Source organism: Chryseobacterium sp. LAM-KRS1 (assembly GCF_013184525.1).
GTDB classification, from domain to species: domain Bacteria; phylum Bacteroidota; class Bacteroidia; order Flavobacteriales; family Weeksellaceae; genus Chryseobacterium; species Chryseobacterium proteolyticum.
Window position 1 is genome coordinate 381,080 of sequence record NZ_JAAOIZ010000002.1, and the last position, 17,091, is coordinate 398,170.

The following is a 17,091-nucleotide window of genomic DNA, read 5'->3' on the forward strand; positions in this document are numbered from 1 at the left end:
GATAATCCATTAAGAATTATCCGATTAAAATTAAAGTAAATTATGAATAAAAATATCAATTCAGACGTGGAGGATAAAGCAATTAGACAATCTTATAATGACAAAAAGCACAAAACCAATAATATAACCAACATTGTCTTTGTAAGCACTTTTCCTCCAAAAGTATGCGGAATTGCTACTTATACACAGGATCTTATAAAATCTCTTCGTTCGAAATTCGGAGAATCTTTCAATACGATAATTTGCCCGATAGAAACAGAAGAGGAAAACTATGAATATAATGAATATACCGAGTATAAATTAAATATCTCAGATGCTGTTTCTTATTTGGAATTGGCTGCAAAGATCAATAAAAACGATACAGTTGAGTTGGTGATGCTTCAGCACGAATTCGGCTTTTTTAATGAAACCCGAAATGGTTTGTATCTTTTTCTCAAGAACTTAAAAAAAGATGTTATCATAACTTTTCACACTGTTTTGCCAAAACCGGATAAAGAGCTAAAGGAAAAGGTGAAAGAAATTGCCCATTTTGCAAAATCTCTTGTCGTAATGACTAGTATTTCTGCGGAAATTCTTTCGAATGATTATGAAATTCCTTTCGATAAAATTACGGTAATACCCCATGGAACACACCTTTTGCCATTCACAGATAAAATTGCGTTGAAAGAAAAGTATAATCTTAAAAACAAAAAGGTTCTTTCAACTTTCGGATTATTAAGTTCCGGAAAAAATATTGAAACGACACTGAAAGCCTTACCGGAAATAATTGCTAAAAATCCTGATGTAATTTTTTTAATTCTTGGCAAAACACATCCTGCAATAGTAAGGCACGAAGGCGAAAAATATCGTGATTTTTTGGAAGATCTCACTTGTAAACTTCATTTGGAAAACAACATCCGCTTTATCAATGATTATCTGCCACTCCCGGAATTACTAGAATATCTTCAGCTTACCGATGTTTATCTTTTCACGTCAAAAGACAGAAACCAGGCAGTGAGCGGAACATTTTCCTATGCAATCAGCTGCGGATGCGCTATTGTTTCCACTCCAATTCCACACGCTCTGGAAGTTCTAAAGGAAGATACCGGAATTATTATTGATTTTGAAGCTCCAAATCAGTTGTCTGTCGCTGTAAATACATTATTAGAAAATGAAAGCAAACGAGAGGAGCTACGTCAGAAAGCATTGGAAAAAATGGCTCCGACAGCTTGGGAAAATTCATCTATTTTACACGCTTTATTATTTCAGAAATTCAGAAATAATAGAACAGAACTCAATTATACTCTACCGGAAATCAATCTTGGGCATATTCAAAATATGACAACAGATTTCGGTATGATTCAGTTTTCAAAGATCAGTAGACCGGATATTAATTCAGGATATACGCTGGATGATAACGCACGGGCGATGATTGCTATTTGCAAGCATTTTCAAATCAGTAAAGACAAAGCAGATCTGCAATTGATTTCAATTTATTTAAACTTTATTAAATTTTGCCAGCATAATGACGGGAGTTTCCTAAACTATGTAAATGAACAAAAACAATTCACTAATCAAAACTATGAAACTAATCTGGACGACTCCAACGGAAGAGCAATCTGGGCTTTAGGTTATTTAATTTCATTAAAAGAAATTTTGCCACAGAAATTGTCTGAGAATGCAGAGGAAATCATTCAGAAAAATCTTGTCTGGGCAGAAAAAATCCATTCTACAAGAGCAATGGCTTTTATTATTAAAGGATTGCATTATCAAAACTCAGAAAAAAATCTTCCCTTATTAAAAGAATTAGCAAATCGTCTAGTGAAAATGTATCAACATGAAGCAAAAGACGATTGGCATTGGTTTGAGAATTATCTGACCTACGGAAACAGCGTATTGCCGGAAGCTTTACTGTGTGCGTGGATTTCAACCAAAGACACGCTTTACAAACAAATTGCGGAAGAATCTTTCCAGTTTTTGTTATCTAAAATTATGATTGATGATAATATAAAAGTGATTTCCAATAAAGGCTGGATGCAAAAAGAAAACACTGAAAAGGACACTCCAATTGGTGGAGAACAGCCTATTGATGTTGCTTATACTGTTTTGACATTATCTGCCTTTTACAAAATTTTTAATGATGAAAAATATTTACAAATGATGAACAACTCATTCAACTGGTTTTTGGGAAAAAATCATTTGAATCAGATCGTTTATAACCCTGCAACAGGAGGTTGCTATGATGGGCTTGAGGAAAAAAATGTAAATCTCAATCAGGGTGCAGAATCTACCGTCAGTTATCTGATGGCAAGGCTTAGTCTGGAATTTCAATAGAATAAATAACTTCCTTTAATGATTACAATGAAACATAAACTTAATAAAAGAAAAACTAAATTCCGTCTACTCAATAAAAAAAACAGCTTGAATAAAATCTCTCACGTTGAATTTGCCTCATTGCTTTATATCAGAAATACCAATATCGCCTTAAATAAAGACTTGGAAGAAATTCTTCGTATACTAAAAGAGCTGCAAAAAATAAATAAAAAATCCCGATTGGTTTTTAAGACCAACTGTACATTGACTCAACATATTCTTTGGGAAACTATTATCAATGAGATATATCAAAATCTTATGTATATCAAACTCCAAATTGAATTCATAAAGGAAAATACTGTACAAGCAAACCACTTTAATTTTTCTTTGTTTTGGCAGCAGAATAAAATTTTCGTAAAAACCATTGAAGACAATTACGAAAAACTGGAGCTATTAGGACATCAAATTCTCCCCAACGAAGAATTACTATATTGGAGAGCAAACATGTGTAATATGTATGATGAGTTTTTTCATATCATGATTTCACTTTTAAATATTTGCAAAATAGAGCTAAACTTTATCAAAACCCATTCTCCTCATAATCTATCAGAGATCATGCAGAACATTATTATAAATATTCCAAAAATCAAAAATAGTGATAAACTTAAAAGGTATGAACGAATATATATTGAGGCCTTAAAAAACTATAAAGAAGAATTTATTGAAAAGCATAGTTTTTGGAATATCATATTAAAAGCTTTGACTATGAATAAAGATAAATCTCCCTCAGAACATACAATGCTAGGTAGATGGATTGATGGTAAGGATAGAAGAAAGATTAATACCATTTAAAAACAATTTTAACCTCATAAATTAATAGCATGAAACTGTTCACCTAAAATTGCCTTGATAAACAGTCTTTAGGTTATTTCTATACCGTTACTTCTATCCTTCTCAAATTTTCAAATAAGGTGATTAGCCACCGCATTAATGAAAGATTCATCAGAATTATTATTCTTCAAATCCCTAATTATAAAATAAACCTATGAATACTATACGCTTATATAAATTTAAAGATTCAATCACCAGGAAAATACCTTTTTTGAATAAGGAATCTAATTTGGATATTTTAGATGATCCGAGGCAAATTACAATGATAGAAATTCAAATTGTTACGGAATATGTAATTAATATCTCCAGCGCTTTTATTTATGAAGATCTGTCGTACAAAGAATTGATACACCTATGCAGTTCTGCAAAACAAACTATAGAACATTATTTTATTAAAAACAACAATGACTATGATCTGATATAATATTTCTGAATTACAAAATTCTATCTACAACCTGAAATAAGAAGCTTTTATTATTTCCAATAGTGCATCCGCCAACCTTTTCCACTGAATTTTAGAAATTTCAATCATTCCTCCGAAACCTGTGAAGAGCTTTCTTATTTTATCAAAAAATCCTGCATATAAATTAGGATACTCGTTCCTTTCATAGATTCCTATCTTTATAAATTTATCACCCCTGTATACCTCTTCCGCAATAGATTTCCCAATAATTAATATTAAAAATCTTTCTTTCAGTATCGTTAAACTTCCTTTTAAATATCCTTTTAAGCAAGAATAGATAGAGAAAAATTTAATCGAATATTATGGTTAAATAAAATCTGTTTATTGATATTTTATTTTGATTATCTTAAGTTTCTGCAAAAAAACCATTGTCTGAAATCCCATGTCCCACTCAAACCACTTAGTTGCATTATTAGGTCTATGCGGATGCTTATGATGATTATTGTGATAGGCTTCGCCCCAGAAAATAAAATCAAATGGCAAAATATTCTTTGAAGTATTTGTTAACTTATAGTTTTCATAACCAAATTTGTGTGCCCACCAATTTACTGCCATTCCCTGTAGAGAACCCATTATTACAGTCACTGGTAAAAAAAGCCATTGCCACCAAGCCGTTGCCAATAAAGCATAAATAATTATATATGCAGCAATCCAACAAAATCTTGTAATATAATTGTGTGCTATTTTATCAAACCTCTCCCATTTCGGAAGATTCTTTTTGTATTTTTCTGCGGCATCTGTTTTTCCTATATAAAGGTTAAAATAGTTATTTCGTGTCGTCCACATCATCACAAAAGGATTAGGATCGTTGTGAGGTGAATGTGGATCTTCGGTTTTATCTGTATGTGCATGATGCAAACGGTGCATTAGACCATACGTGTAAGCGCTGATGTAAGAGGAACCCTGAGTAAAAAAACAGCCCAGGTAAAACATCTTTTCCCAAAATTTTGACATTGTGAAAAGATTGTGTGCAGCATAACGATGGTGAAAAACCGACTGAAAAAAAAGAGATGCATACCAATGAATGAGTATAAAAATGAATATTGCCATAAGTTTTAAATTAAAGTGAATAATTATCGTAGAAGTATTACGGAAGGCAAAGAAAAAATTATGCTTTATTGATTAGCCACTATTCACACGAAAATTAATTTTCATTCTGCAATTTCTTCTATAAGATACGACAATTTTGTGAATTTGGTTTGATTTTCTTTCAAAGATTTATAAAAAATAAAATATGATGTATTTCTTTACTCATCTATAAATTTACATTCTATCACTTTCAAACTTTCTTTATTTTGCAAATAGAATGGTTTATGTAATGTTTCATGAGACAGATAACCTATTTCAATTATAGAAATTCATTATAAATATTTATCATATTTTTTAAAATCTCAGTCAAAATGTGAAAGACAATCGAAGTAAAACCAAGTCAAATTATATCAACTTCGATTTTTTTATATGCTTAAGATTATATTATAAAAACTCTATAACTATAAGAAATCAAATGCTAATTCGCAATAGCCAATTCTTGTTTAATTTGGCTCAAACGAACTAAATCATCGATAAAAGTGTTTGAAGATTTGCTCGTCAAGGTCACAAGACCGACATTTGAAGATTTCATTCTTCGATATCGGTTTTTTTTATGTCCTAATCCGTTATATATTTCGTATATTAAATATATTGTCCCCTAATATTTACAAAAAATTGATTCCTTTTTCATGGATTCTAAACACTAATATACTTTTTGAGTACTTCAAGAAGATCTGCCTGCTTTACAGGTTTGGGAAGAAAATCATTCATTCCAGCCTCAAGGCACTTTTCTTTTTCACCCAACACATTTCCTGCCGTAATGCCTATGATAGGTATATGTTCATATCCCGGCAGCATTCTGATATTGCGTGTTGCCTCAATACCGTCCATTATTGGCATTTGTACATCCATCATGATAATGGAAAAGTGTTTTTTCCTGCATTCTTCCAAAGCCTGCAGTCCATTGACTGCTTCCGTCAGATGTATATTGGGAGCAAAAGATTTCATTATCCTATTATTCAGGACCATATTTACTACGTTATCATCAACCAAAAGCACTTCTAATTCCGAGGTAAATACATGCGTAACTTTCTCAGAATAATCCTTAGTAATTTCTACTGAATAACTTTGGTCTACTTTTTTTAAAGTTTTGTATAAATCATGTGATTTGATGGGTTTTAAAAGTAAATGTGCATTATCAATTTTTCTAACTGAATTAAGTATGCCCAGTTCTTCAGAAGAAGAAGAAAGTACTATAAAGGGTGAAGTCTCTTTTCGCTGATTGAACAGCTCTGTTATTTTATTTATTGTTTCCAATCCAGACATAATAGGCATATGATAATCCATCAGGATAACATCAAATCTCTCACCTTTCAACAAGATCTCTAAGGCTTTCATCCCATTAGAAGCCAAGGTAGACTTGATATTTTTATAGGTAAGCATGTGCTCAAGAATAATCCTGTTGGTTTCATTATCATCAACCACTAAGGCCGTTTTAATAGTTATTTCCTCCTCCTCTCTCACTTGAGGAATCTCGTAAGGAATCTCAATGTCAAAGAAAAATACAGACCCTTTTTCCCTTACGCTGTTCAGCGACAAATGACTTCCCATATATCCCAGGATAGTGTTAGAAATCGTAAGCCCCAGACCCGTGCCACCATATCGTTTACTGATGGAACTGTTTTCCTGAGTAAAGGCATTAAAAATATATTTCTGTTTTTCAACAGGGATGCCAATTCCTGTATCTCGTACCGAGAAGCGCAAAGCGATTGTACGATCATTCATGTGCAACTTCTCTACTTTTAGCTCAATCTCTCCCTTTTCTGTAAATTTCACAGCATTCCCCAGAAGATTGATCAAGATCTGTTTTAACCTTGCTTCATCCATAAAAAGTATTTTTGGAAGGCCCGGCTCAATATTGAGAAGTAGTTCGATATCTTTTTTCTGGGATTGATAAATGATCACATTTATTACCTGGCTTAACATATCATAAACATCACATTTTTCAATCAAAAGCTCCATTTTTCCGGATTCTATCTTAGAAAAATCCAATATATCATTGATGATGCTAAGCAGGTTTTCTCCTGACTCATTGATGTAATTAAGATATTGCATCTGTGTTTCATTCAGCGGTGTCGTAAGGAGAAGGTCTGAAAAACCAATAACTCCGTTTAAAGGAGTCCTAATCTCGTGACTCATATTGGCCAGAAATTCGGATTTTGCCTTGCTGGCTATATCTGCTGTTTCTTTGGCATTTTTCAATTCTTCATTTATCTTTACAGCATTTGTAATATTCTGTATAGAAATAATTACACCACCTATTTCATCTTTTGTAAGATACCAGGGTCCAACTTTAAGGTCGTAATGCTGGATTTCTTCTTTACCTTCCACTTTTAGCGTAAAATCACCGTTAATATACGTTTTCCCCAATAGTGCATTTTCATAGATCTCTTTTCCTTTTTCGGGAATATTAGGTGATATCGTGAATAGATTATTGCCGATAAGATCTACATTATTCATAAGAAATTCCTCTCTCCATCTGCTGCTTACAGCAATATAGTTAAGGTCTTTATCAAACATAGCCAAAGGAACAGGAACATCAGTGGCAAAAGATTGCATTATTGCCTCCTTCCGGGAAACCTCGAGAAACATTTTTTTGAATGCATCAATGTCCTGAATGATTCCGAAAACCCTTTTACAAATATCATCTTCAAATTCAGGAATACCTTTTACTCTTACCCAGGTCGTAACTCCATCATTACGTAAAAGCTGAAGCTCTTCATCAAAAGGAATTCCTTGTTGTATTGCCCTGTTAAACAAATATTTTATTCTTTCTCCACTTTCTCCTTTGTAAAATCCTAAGGCATTTTCAAAAGTAGGCTGAAGATCATCTTTCAGTTTGTGAATTTCTCTTGTACTTTGAGACCAAAAGATCTTTCCGGTCTTCATATTGACCTCCCAACCTCCAACTTGGGCTACTGAACTTGTTTCCTCAAGCATTTCTTTAGTATCAAACAAATCTTTTTCTAACTTACCACGACGAATAAGGTCAGATTTTAGTTGTATATAAACAAAAACGGTTACACCAATGGCTGCAATAGCTGAAAAAATGATGAACAAAACCGTCCACTGGGAAGATTTTTTCAGATCTTCATTTTTTATAGCAAGTTGAACTTCCTCGTGTTTTACAAATTTCTGGACGAGCCTGCGACATCTGTCCATAGCCTCCTTGTTTTGTACAAGTTCCTCCGGACTCATTAATATTCCTTGTTGACGATTCTTAATAAGTAAGGCATATTCCTTCATCATCATTTGTGAAGCGTCTAGCAGTTCATTTAAGACCTTAGTCTGATCTTTGTTTTTAAGATTAAGCCTATCTTTATTCGAAACAAGCAACGGATATTCATCCTTGCTTTTATTGAAAGGTTCAAGAAAATTTTCCCGGCCGGTAAGCTGATACCCTCTATTTCCCGTTTCAGCATTTAAAAGAGTATTTAATATATCTTTTGCTAAGCTTATAGATTCTTTACTTTTTATGAGGTTTTCCCTATTCTCCATCTGCTTATGTATGCTGATATAAGATGCTATAGAACTAGCAATCAGAAGTACCAAAGAAATCACTACACCAATTTTAAGATTTCTTATAATTTTTTTCGGCATGGAATAGTATTTTATAATAAAAATAGGTCATTTTATATTAGTAGCAAATTAATTTAGAAATTTGTCGGAAAATATTGGAAATGAGTACAGATCATAATGAGTCTATATTCCGGAGAGAAACTCTATATTAAAATGCTTATTATCAATTGCGAAAAATTTCAGTTCCGCATGAGAATTGATGCGTCATTCTCTCGATCTGACTGCTGCTTTGTACGAAGAAGCAGATAAGGAGAAAGAAAAGCAGCATATTGCATTATTTCATTGAATCACAATCAATTTATGATAGAATATTTACTGATTATATAGCCTGAGAATTTCCACCAATTCAGGTATGGATCGTATCTTCAGCTTCTCAAACAACCTGTTTTTATAGGTACTGATCGTTGATGAATGGAGATTCAACTGATTAGAAATTTCTTTAAGGGGAAGGCCTTCTGCAAGTTTATTGGCAATTTGCAATTCCCGGTCTGATAATGCTTCAAGAGGAGAATTCTTTCCTGAACCGGTTAATGATTCAAAAAAAATCGCTTCTTTTATATTATCACTGATATATCGGCCCTTACTGACCATCGACGTTAAAGCAGTCTCAATTACTTCAGCGGAGCTCAGCTTGCTTAGATAGCCTCCTGCCCCCATTTTTAGATAGCGCATCCCATACAGCTCTTCATCCTGTGAAGAAAATATTAGAGTTTTTAATTCAGGCTGGTGAATCTTTATGTAATCTATTGCTTCCTGAACAGTACCATTAGGCATATTAACATCCATAATGGCCAGATCCAGCTTTTCATTCAGAATTAATTTGTACAGCGATTTATAATCCTCTACTTCTGAAATGATGGCATCGGGAATCAATCGTTTGATCGTTTGTATCAAGCCCATCCGAACGATACCATGATCATCTGCTACTACAATACGAATGTTTACTTTTAAACCCATTATTCTATAAATTTATGTAAAAAAAGGGAAACCGTAGTGCCATTATCTTCAGTGGAAATGATTTGGATGTTTCCATGCAGCAAGGATATAAAATTTTTTACAATTTTCAAACTTAACCCAGCTCCTTTCTCGCCAGCAGTCCCCAGGAATATAGGATTACCATACGTATAGATCGCAGGTAAATATTTTTCATTGATTCCCATTCCGGAATCAATTACAGAAAGCACAACCTGATCACCCTCTGTAATTACCTGTAAATAAACATCCTGTCCTGGGAAGGAATATTTTACCGCATTGTTAAAAATTTTATCTAAAACATATTCGATCAACAGGCGATCGCTTGTAAGAAACGCGTTGTGATCTCCCTTAAAATAAAATTGAATATTTTTTTCTTTTAATTTAGCAGCGTATTTTTCTTCTAAATAGTGAAAAAGATCTATCACCATAATTTTAACGGGTCTAATCTTAAACTCCCCGTATTGTGTTTTTAGCCAGGCAACGCTGTCGTGGATAGTTTGCAGATTCTTCTGGGCATCTTTTTTTACCTGCGGCAACAACTTAAAAAAATCTTCCTCACTTATGGTCTTCTGCTCTAGCTCCTCTATCAGCCACAGAAAGGTTCCAAACAGTTCTTTTGAGTCATGAGACAATATCGAGATCAGTCCGTTCTTAAAATTGATTTCGTTTTCGAGTCTTTCAATTTTCAATTGTAGTTCGTTGATAAAATCATTCATAAATTAAGTATCACAGTTTTAGAAGCTTTTGAATTACTTTTTTGAAGAAGGCAGAAAGGTAAATTGTTTCAATATGATTAAAAAATACAGTTCAGCCCTTTCTTCCAGGAGTTAGCAAGTTATAAAAAATATCATATTAGTAAAAAGAAAAATGAAATGGTATCTATTTGGAAACAATAAATGCATTATTTTATTAACTAAAACTTGCTTTGCATGACGTGAAATTTCGGCAGAGTTTCTATTCTGTAAAACCGTTTACCGGCACTACCGGAAATGGTAAAAGACGGAGGATGCGACAATATCATCAGATTACTGATCGAATCTGGCTCAATGATGCAAATTAAAAATAGGTGCCCGAAGCGGCAATAATTGATAGCCAGACACCAAAATATATTGGGAATCCTGGACAGTTTTGTGTTTGGACCAACCGCTATAATTGACCTTCAGCCATGAAATATTGGAATGAAATACTTACAAAAAGAATTATTTGAAGGTATAAAGCTTATTTATGCCTATGGAGCTTTTTAAGGAATTCCGCCGGCATTGAAAACAAGAGATGAAATTGAAGTTGAAATTCTAAAATATTGACTACTCTAAAGTATTGTTAAATTGCCGTAAAGCTATAATAAACATTGATAGAGTAAGTGGTATTTTCCTTTCCTACCAAACTTTGAGCACCTGCAGGTGGTATGGTGTATCTTATGTTCAGTCCCCGGTCCAAAACCGGTGCTCCGTTAAAAAGTATTTTTTGAGGAGTTTTGGATAAGGGAACATTTACAGAACTTCCATCTATGCCTATTTGTAATATGTTGGAATTGATATCGGTCTGGAGGCCACCTTTCTTGAAATAATTTTCGTCCGATTTAACATAGAGCTCGAAATTTTCATTGTTGGAAAGCATAATTTGGTTTGGAACCATTTGTGACTGACCATTGGTGTAATGGGCAGCGGTATTAAAATTGAAATTTACATTTCGGCCGGAACTGGGAATGGTAATCTCCGACAGAGGGAGCACCTTTATCTGAACAGCCGTATTTTGTAAACTATTGATTGAGCTATCTATGCTTCTGGCATTGAAATTCAATTCAAACGTATAAGTTCCAGCTTCAAAAAAATTGTTTTTAAAATCTTCCGCAGACACATGAAGCTCTGGAATGAAGCTATTTCTGTTTCCCGCTACAACACTGAAATTAGCCGTGGAAAAATTCTGAAAATCGGCAGATAAGGCTTTGGTCGTGAGAGCTGAGCCATTGCTAGCCAATTTAATGCTTGCTATATTTCTGGTTCCTGAAACACCTTTAGAGGAAGTGAACTGAACGTTAGTGGAAGCAGCTTTTGCCCAAAAATTAAAATCGACCGTATGCGCGATTTCCGTATTCCCCAAATCCCATACCCGCGTGCCCGTATTGCGATAGTCATTCAAAGAAGATATTTCTATGTATTTTGTTAAAGAGTTTGTAATCCATCGTATAGATGAAGGAATCACTAAGATAGTTTTAAAATTGCGTGGTGTAAAGTCATTATAATTTTGAGTAATTTCCATGGAGTAATTCCCAGCCCGAAAGGTATTGGCAGTAAATTGTGAAGCAGGAATTTTAAATGTAAAATTGATATTTCCCCGGTTGAACCCTCCCCCAAGACTGGTCGATGGTGGTTCAAACCATTTTATGGCGCTTGTACTGAACGACTGAAAACCTGGCAAATAACCTGTTAATCCGGTATATGGAAGCTGCCCACCCATACTTTCCAACTGCCACAGAAGAATGGAAGCGGGTAAAGTAAGCGAGGAAGAAGAGTGGGTAAAAGTTGGTCCCGAAACAGAGGTAAATGTAGGAGCTGTCGGGAGTATCCCTAAAAAGGCATAATCCCAGTTTGTTCTGTTGGCGTTCGTCATTACTCTTGTAGGTACTGAGGTAAATTCGCTCCTGTTAAAAATATTATTTTCAGGAACCGAAAGGTATACATCCTGAGCTTTCGTAGCTGTAGATCCGCAAAGTACAGTAAAAATTCCTATTAAAAAAGCCCTCTTCTTTTTCATACTTTTAAATTTAAAACTTTTTCACCTTAATGATGGTGTCTTTCTTCTTGTATTCAAAAACCACGGTTTTTGAGTAACCTTCTTTTGTCACCAAAATGGTTTGGGTGGGTTGTGTATAGCTGTATTTGTCATTTTCAATATAGAGATCATACTTGCCGTCTTTGAGGAAAAACTCAAACTCATTTTTTGGGTTAACCACTGCGGTATAAATTTTACCATCTTCCCCTTTTGCATATACTACAATCCCTGTTACATCTGTTTCTACAGTATCGTAAGCTTGTTTAATCTCCGTTAATTTCCCAGTTACTCTGATGTTTTTTACCAAGCCCACTTTGCGGTTGATATTATTGTGCACCATAATGACAGGATCCGTCATCAACCGGGAGCCCGCACTTTCGTTCACCTTCAGTGTATAAGTACCTTCAGGAACATTCTGAAAAACAACTTTTCCATTCTTATCCGTCATCGCTACATAATTGTCCAGTTTTACAATTTCATTAGCAAGTACCGATTCACCGGACTCCAGAAGTCCATTATAGTTTTTATCTTCAAAGAACTGGAATGCCACTTTATGATTTCCTAGAGCCGTAGCGGTGGTAAAATATTTTTTAATTCCCACCCTGAACTGGTAATAACTGCCGCTGCTTGCATATTCAGCCGTAGATTTATAGCCGGAAAGATTAAAATAACCTGTGGTGGACCAGGAAGGCGAAATCTTATATTCCAGATTACCGGTAATATTGCTGTTTAAATTTTTATAAAGTTCCGAATAGAAGGCTCCGGCTGAAAAAGATCCGGTCAGATTATGATTGAGCATCTGGAAATTATACGAGGCGTATACATTGTAGTTGGCAAAATTATGGTCTGCATTGTAATAAGAAGTTAAATCAAAGACACTGGTAGCATTCCATTGGGCTGTTCCGTTAAGGGAAAATGATTTATATCTATAAGATAAAGTTGTTTTCAGACTATTGAACCAGTCCTGTTTATTGTTCTCTTTTGAATAAGAATATTCCGCCGTTAGGTTGAATCCATGAGCACCTAATGTCGTGCTTATATTGGCTTCCAACTTGTATGAAAAAAGCTCCTGTGATGTATAAAAATTAGCTGTTTTCTGGTTTTCAACCTTTGGAGAAAGTAGAAAATTCCACTTCTTTAAGGAAAACTGATAGCCTAACCCCAAAGCTTCTGTACTGTTGAAATAATAGCGCAAATTAGCGGTATTCCCCGGTTGGATTGGCTCACTTTGGAAACTTAGGAACTCAGGTTCTACCTGCGAATTCTGATATTGTATAAAAGCGCGTTGAGAAGCGGAAAATTGGTGACCGATTCGCTGATTTGAGAAAAAAGATCCCCGCTTGATCCCTGCATAGCTTTTAGTGGCAAAGGAATTGAAAGATTGTATATCCCATCTCCCTATTTTCCCCTCATAATTGGCTCCCATTAAAGCTCCAGCCTTTTCATCTTTATTCGAAAGACCTTCTTCGTGGCTCAGGCCCATCTCCATGCGGATGGTGTGTTTATCATTAATTAGCAATGAAGTTACTGCATTCGCTACCTGTGTATCTATGTTAAAGCGCGGATCATGGTCGAAAATATAGGATACTTTCCCGTTGAAAGATTTAGCATTCCCAAAACCATATTTTGCACCCACCATGGTAGATCCTTTTGTTTGTTGGAAATAAGTACCATACAAGTTATAATTATTTTCAAGCGCAAGAATTTCAATCTGATTGTTTTTACCAAATTTCGTAGAAACTTTCCCTCCTCTACCGAAAATCGGGTAATCGTAATCATTGCTATTAACATTTCCCACCCGTAATACCGTATTTTTTCTCTCCAATTCCAGCCAGGTATCATAGAAGTTATAACGGCCGTCTTCATGATAGTAATCTGCACTAATATTGAAACGCGATCTCAAATTATCTGTCACCCGAAACGCTGTATTCCCTCTCAATTGAAAATAATTGAAACCTGAACTGTTTTCATTATAACTAATTTCCGCAAAATTACTTCCGCCCATCGCTTCGTTTCCCCGGGCAATTTGTCTGTTGTGCGATAAAACGACCAGATAGAGCGTGTTGCTTCCTACTATTTTATTATCAAGCAGATCTGTGACTATTGCATTAATATTAAATTCGGGATAAATTGTATTCTGTTTTCTGACCGCAATTTTGATCTCAATCGTTTGTTTTTCTAAGCCCTCCAGAGATACGGTTTGTTGTTTTGGCATCATTTCCAAACCATCGGGAATGGATTGCAAATCAATCTTAACGGTTCGTTTACTGTACCCTTGGTTTTCTACAGTCAGCAGGATTGAGGATTCAGGCACAGCAGGGTTAATGAAATTTTCATATGTAGCTGTATAAATTGCAATATTTTTGTTCTCGCCTTTGGTAACGAAGAAAGAGGCATTTTCAGTTCTGGTGATCGTCGGGGTAACGTACGAAATCTGGAATTGGATCTCATTGGATCGAAGTTTCATAAAATCCACGTTGGCGATCAGTTTCACAGGAAGATTTTTAGACTGGCCCGCACCTAAGATAAAATCATTTTTAGGATAGAAAAGCAATCCCGGATATTTTTCCTTGGGTATAATATTCTGAATGGTAATCTCTTCAGAACTTTTATTCTCAATAACCAAGAAATTGCTAAAAGTAGAACCTTTCTCAACAGCTACGCTGTCATTTTCAAAATGGATTTGAATATCCTTCTTTTCCTGCGCAAAGGCCAACGAAAAGTGCAGAAAAACAATTACAAAAAATAAGATTGTTCTTCTTAGCAATGATATCGGTATTCCATTCTGTGGTTTCAAGACTAAATTTTAAAATTTAAAGTTTTTTTCTCCTACGCGTAAATCATTTGATTCTGCCATTTTGATAATAACCACGCCAAGGAAGTTCCCTGAAATGTTCTCTGGCAACGAAAATTGAACGACCTGATTGGTATCGGGAAGCATAGAGATGGAAATTGCGGGTAATTTTATTTCCTTACCACTATCTGTATTGGTGAGTTCAAACTCAACGGTGGCATCATTGATGGTGTTTCCATCATTATGGATACTTACTGCGACTTTTCTGTTCGCTGCATTCTCATTACTCGCTTCTGAAATATTGGTAATATCCAAACTTTTTACGTGGTTACCCGGTGGAGTATAAAAGATGTGGAGCCCCACCTCAAATAAGGTGATAATACCAATACCATTCTGAATACGTGCCTTATCAGCCTGCTGAGGAAGTTGGGTGAAAAACAACATACTGTTTGTGACGGCAGACTTTGATGCATTTGCAGGAATCTGCATGGTTACTACAATTTCCTTTGTACTTTTTGCAGGAACTGTTACAGTATTTTCTAAAGTAGATATCCAGGACGCATTGGAAGTTTTTGAACTGCCTGCTTCAAGATAAACCTTATTTCCGTCTTCTTCTCTAACCCAATCTTTATAGTTGAGATTAAAAACATAATCCTTATCGGAGCTGTTTTGAAGCGTGACTGTCTTTGTTACTTTTTCACCTGGATTACCTGTAAAAAACAACCGTGTAGGCGACATAGAAATACTTTGTGCCAGAAGTGAGGAATATCCCGCGAGGATAAAGAAAATGAAAAGATAAATGAACTTGTGCATGGTGTAAATAGTTTAATAATAAAGATTCCCAAAACTACTGAAAACGCATCAAAATGGACCTTTACAAACTAAAAATTTTATTATAAAGCAGTCGCTGTATAAGTTACTGTTTGCGTATAAGTTCCGGCCGGTTTACCTAAAATATCAGAAGATGATGATTTTGCAGCTGGAATGGTGTAGTCCAGATTCAGTGTTAATGCGCTTCCGAGAGGAGCGTTTGCTACTAAAGTTTTTTCTCCTGCTGATAAAATCACATCAGTTTTTGTTCCGCCCATATTTCCAGGAGCTGCTGCGGCTTTGATTGTCAAAACATCTACAGGGATGGAGTTTAAACCATTGACGAAAGTCGGGCCACCTGCTTTTACCTTTACATTAAAGTTCTTCGTTGAGGTGATTTTCAAAGCCGAGGCCTGAGCCACTGTTTTTTCCGAATTATAGTCCATTGCAGTAACATAGTTAAAGGCAACTGTCCCTCCCATTGCAGTACTTCCTGCATCAATAGAGATTACATCGTTCAGGGTAATGTTTACGGTTGTGGTTGCGGTTGTATTTTGAGCTTGAACATTGTTAGATCCTAACATGATTGCTCCAATAGTTAAGGCTGCGATTGCAATTTGTTTTGTCATGGTAGTATTATTAATTTTTATTCTTGTTTATTTGCTCTCTTTTGAACACTACAAATCTACAGTGGCGATAAAAGTTTCTTTGTAGTGGAAAGAGGAAGTTGATGTAGTAAAATAACTACAGTATTATTCATCTGGTTTAAATAGAAAACCCTCAACATTTTACCGGTATTGAGGGCATATTTATATATAATTGTGTTTTTATTATAAAGCAGTCGCAGTATAAGTTACTGTTTGAGTATAAGTTCCGGCCGGTTTACCTAAAATATCAGAAGATGATGATTTTGCAGCTGGAATAGTGTAGTCCAAATTCAGTGTTAATGCGCTTCCCAATGGGGCATTTGTAACTAAATTCTGATCCGTTGCAGATAAAACTACAGCATTTTTTGTTCCCCCCATGGTTCCGGCAGCTGTAGCTGCTTTGATGGTCAAAACATTGACAGGGATTAAGTTCGTTCCATTCATGAAATTAGCACCTCCTGCTTTTACTTTAACATTAAAGTTCTTCGTTGAAGTTACTTTTAAAGAGTTGGCCTTAGTAATCGTCTGATCAGAATTATAGTCTGCTGCAGTAACATAGTTAAAATCAACCGTGTTACCAATGGCTGTACTTCCTGCGTCGATAGATATTACGTCGTTCAGGGTAATGTTTACGGTTGTAGTTGCAGTTGTATTTTGAGCTTGAACATTGTTAGTTCCAAATATGATTGCTCCAAAAGTTAAGGCTGTGATTACGATTTGTCTTGTCATGATAGTAATATTTTATTGTTATTTTTTACTTAATTGTTATCTTTTGTATA

12 protein-coding genes are annotated in these 17,091 nt (G+C 34.9%); 3 read left to right on the forward strand and 9 right to left on the reverse strand.

Annotated elements, in window-relative coordinates:
* Positions 1–42 precede the first annotated feature (42 nt).
* The 3 genes from G9C87_RS05680 to G9C87_RS05690 all read left to right on the forward strand — a co-directional run bounded on the left by G9C87_RS05680 (position 43) and on the right by G9C87_RS05690 (position 3,607).
* Complete coding sequence (locus tag G9C87_RS05680) at positions 43–2,313, forward strand: glycosyltransferase (protein WP_172279014.1); 2,271 nt, start codon at positions 43–45, stop codon at positions 2,311–2,313.
* 27 nt (positions 2,314–2,340) lie between these two features.
* Positions 2,341–3,144 (forward strand): hypothetical protein, encoded by an 804-nt coding sequence (locus G9C87_RS05685; protein ID WP_172279016.1) that lies wholly within the window; start codon positions 2,341–2,343, stop codon positions 3,142–3,144.
* A 301-nt stretch (positions 3,145–3,445) separates the two neighbouring features.
* A complete protein-coding gene (locus G9C87_RS05690; protein WP_172279018.1) occupies positions 3,446–3,607 on the forward strand; it encodes a hypothetical protein in 162 nt (53 codons plus the stop codon).
* 360 nt (positions 3,608–3,967) lie between these two features.
* Here the strand turns inward: G9C87_RS05690 and G9C87_RS05695 are convergent, their stop codons facing one another.
* The 9 genes from G9C87_RS05695 to G9C87_RS05735 all read right to left on the reverse strand — a co-directional run bounded on the left by G9C87_RS05695 (position 3,968) and on the right by G9C87_RS05735 (position 17,041).
* Entirely contained in the window at positions 3,968–4,696 is a 729-nt protein-coding gene (locus tag G9C87_RS05695) for a fatty acid desaturase (protein WP_172279020.1), read from the reverse strand.
* A gap of 675 nt (positions 4,697–5,371) precedes the next feature.
* Entirely contained in the window at positions 5,372–8,335 is a 2,964-nt protein-coding gene (locus G9C87_RS05700; protein ID WP_228456959.1) for a response regulator, read from the reverse strand.
* Positions 8,336–8,626: 291 nt separating this feature from the next.
* On the reverse strand, positions 8,627–9,271 hold the full coding sequence (locus tag G9C87_RS05705; protein ID WP_172279022.1) for a response regulator transcription factor: 645 nt from the start codon (positions 9,269–9,271) through the stop codon (positions 8,627–8,629).
* Positions 9,271–10,005 carry a sensor histidine kinase gene (locus G9C87_RS05710; RefSeq protein WP_172279024.1) on the reverse strand — a complete coding sequence of 245 codons (735 nt, stop codon included), beginning with the start codon at positions 10,003–10,005 and terminating at the stop codon, positions 9,271–9,273. The genes G9C87_RS05705 and G9C87_RS05710 overlap by 1 nt, the downstream gene beginning before the upstream one ends.
* Before the next feature lie 604 nt (positions 10,006–10,609).
* Positions 10,610–12,043: a hypothetical protein gene (locus G9C87_RS05715; RefSeq protein ID WP_172279026.1), complete on the reverse strand. Its 1,434-nt coding sequence runs from the start codon at positions 12,041–12,043 to the stop codon at positions 10,610–10,612.
* A 10-nt stretch (positions 12,044–12,053) separates the two neighbouring features.
* Positions 12,054–14,858, reverse strand: coding sequence for a hypothetical protein (locus tag G9C87_RS05720; protein ID WP_228456960.1), 2,805 nt, complete (start codon positions 14,856–14,858; stop codon positions 12,054–12,056).
* A gap of 9 nt (positions 14,859–14,867) precedes the next feature.
* Positions 14,868–15,668 (reverse strand): WxL protein peptidoglycan domain-containing protein, encoded by an 801-nt coding sequence (locus G9C87_RS05725; protein WP_228456961.1) that lies wholly within the window; start codon positions 15,666–15,668, stop codon positions 14,868–14,870.
* Between the two features lie 80 nt (positions 15,669–15,748).
* Complete coding sequence (locus G9C87_RS05730; protein ID WP_172279027.1) at positions 15,749–16,294, reverse strand: peptidoglycan-binding protein LysM; 546 nt, start codon at positions 16,292–16,294, stop codon at positions 15,749–15,751.
* Between the two features lie 201 nt (positions 16,295–16,495).
* On the reverse strand, positions 16,496–17,041 hold the full coding sequence (locus G9C87_RS05735) for a peptidoglycan-binding protein LysM (protein ID WP_172279029.1): 546 nt from the start codon (positions 17,039–17,041) through the stop codon (positions 16,496–16,498).
* Positions 17,042–17,091 lie beyond the last annotated feature (50 nt).

Coding starts and splice junctions, on each gene's coding strand:
- G9C87_RS05680 (WP_172279014.1), top strand. CDS start 43: ATGAATAAAAATATCAATTCAGACGTGGAGGATAAAGCAATTAGACAA.
- G9C87_RS05685 (WP_172279016.1), top strand. CDS start 2,341: ATGAAACATAAACTTAATAAAAGAAAAACTAAATTCCGTCTACTCAAT.
- G9C87_RS05690 (WP_172279018.1), top strand. CDS start 3,446: ATGATAGAAATTCAAATTGTTACGGAATATGTAATTAATATCTCCAGC.
- G9C87_RS05695 (WP_172279020.1), bottom strand. CDS start 4,696: ATGGCAATATTCATTTTTATACTCATTCATTGGTATGCATCTCTTTTT.
- G9C87_RS05700 (WP_228456959.1), bottom strand. CDS start 8,335: ATGCCGAAAAAAATTATAAGAAATCTTAAAATTGGTGTAGTGATTTCT.
- G9C87_RS05705 (WP_172279022.1), bottom strand. CDS start 9,271: ATGGGTTTAAAAGTAAACATTCGTATTGTAGTAGCAGATGATCATGGT.
- G9C87_RS05710 (WP_172279024.1), bottom strand. CDS start 10,005: ATGAATGATTTTATCAACGAACTACAATTGAAAATTGAAAGACTCGAA.
- G9C87_RS05715 (WP_172279026.1), bottom strand. CDS start 12,043: ATGAAAAAGAAGAGGGCTTTTTTAATAGGAATTTTTACTGTACTTTGC.
- G9C87_RS05725 (WP_228456961.1), bottom strand. CDS start 15,668: ATGCACAAGTTCATTTATCTTTTCATTTTCTTTATCCTCGCGGGATAT.
- G9C87_RS05730 (WP_172279027.1), bottom strand. CDS start 16,294: ATGACAAAACAAATTGCAATCGCAGCCTTAACTATTGGAGCAATCATG.
- G9C87_RS05735 (WP_172279029.1), bottom strand. CDS start 17,041: ATGACAAGACAAATCGTAATCACAGCCTTAACTTTTGGAGCAATCATA.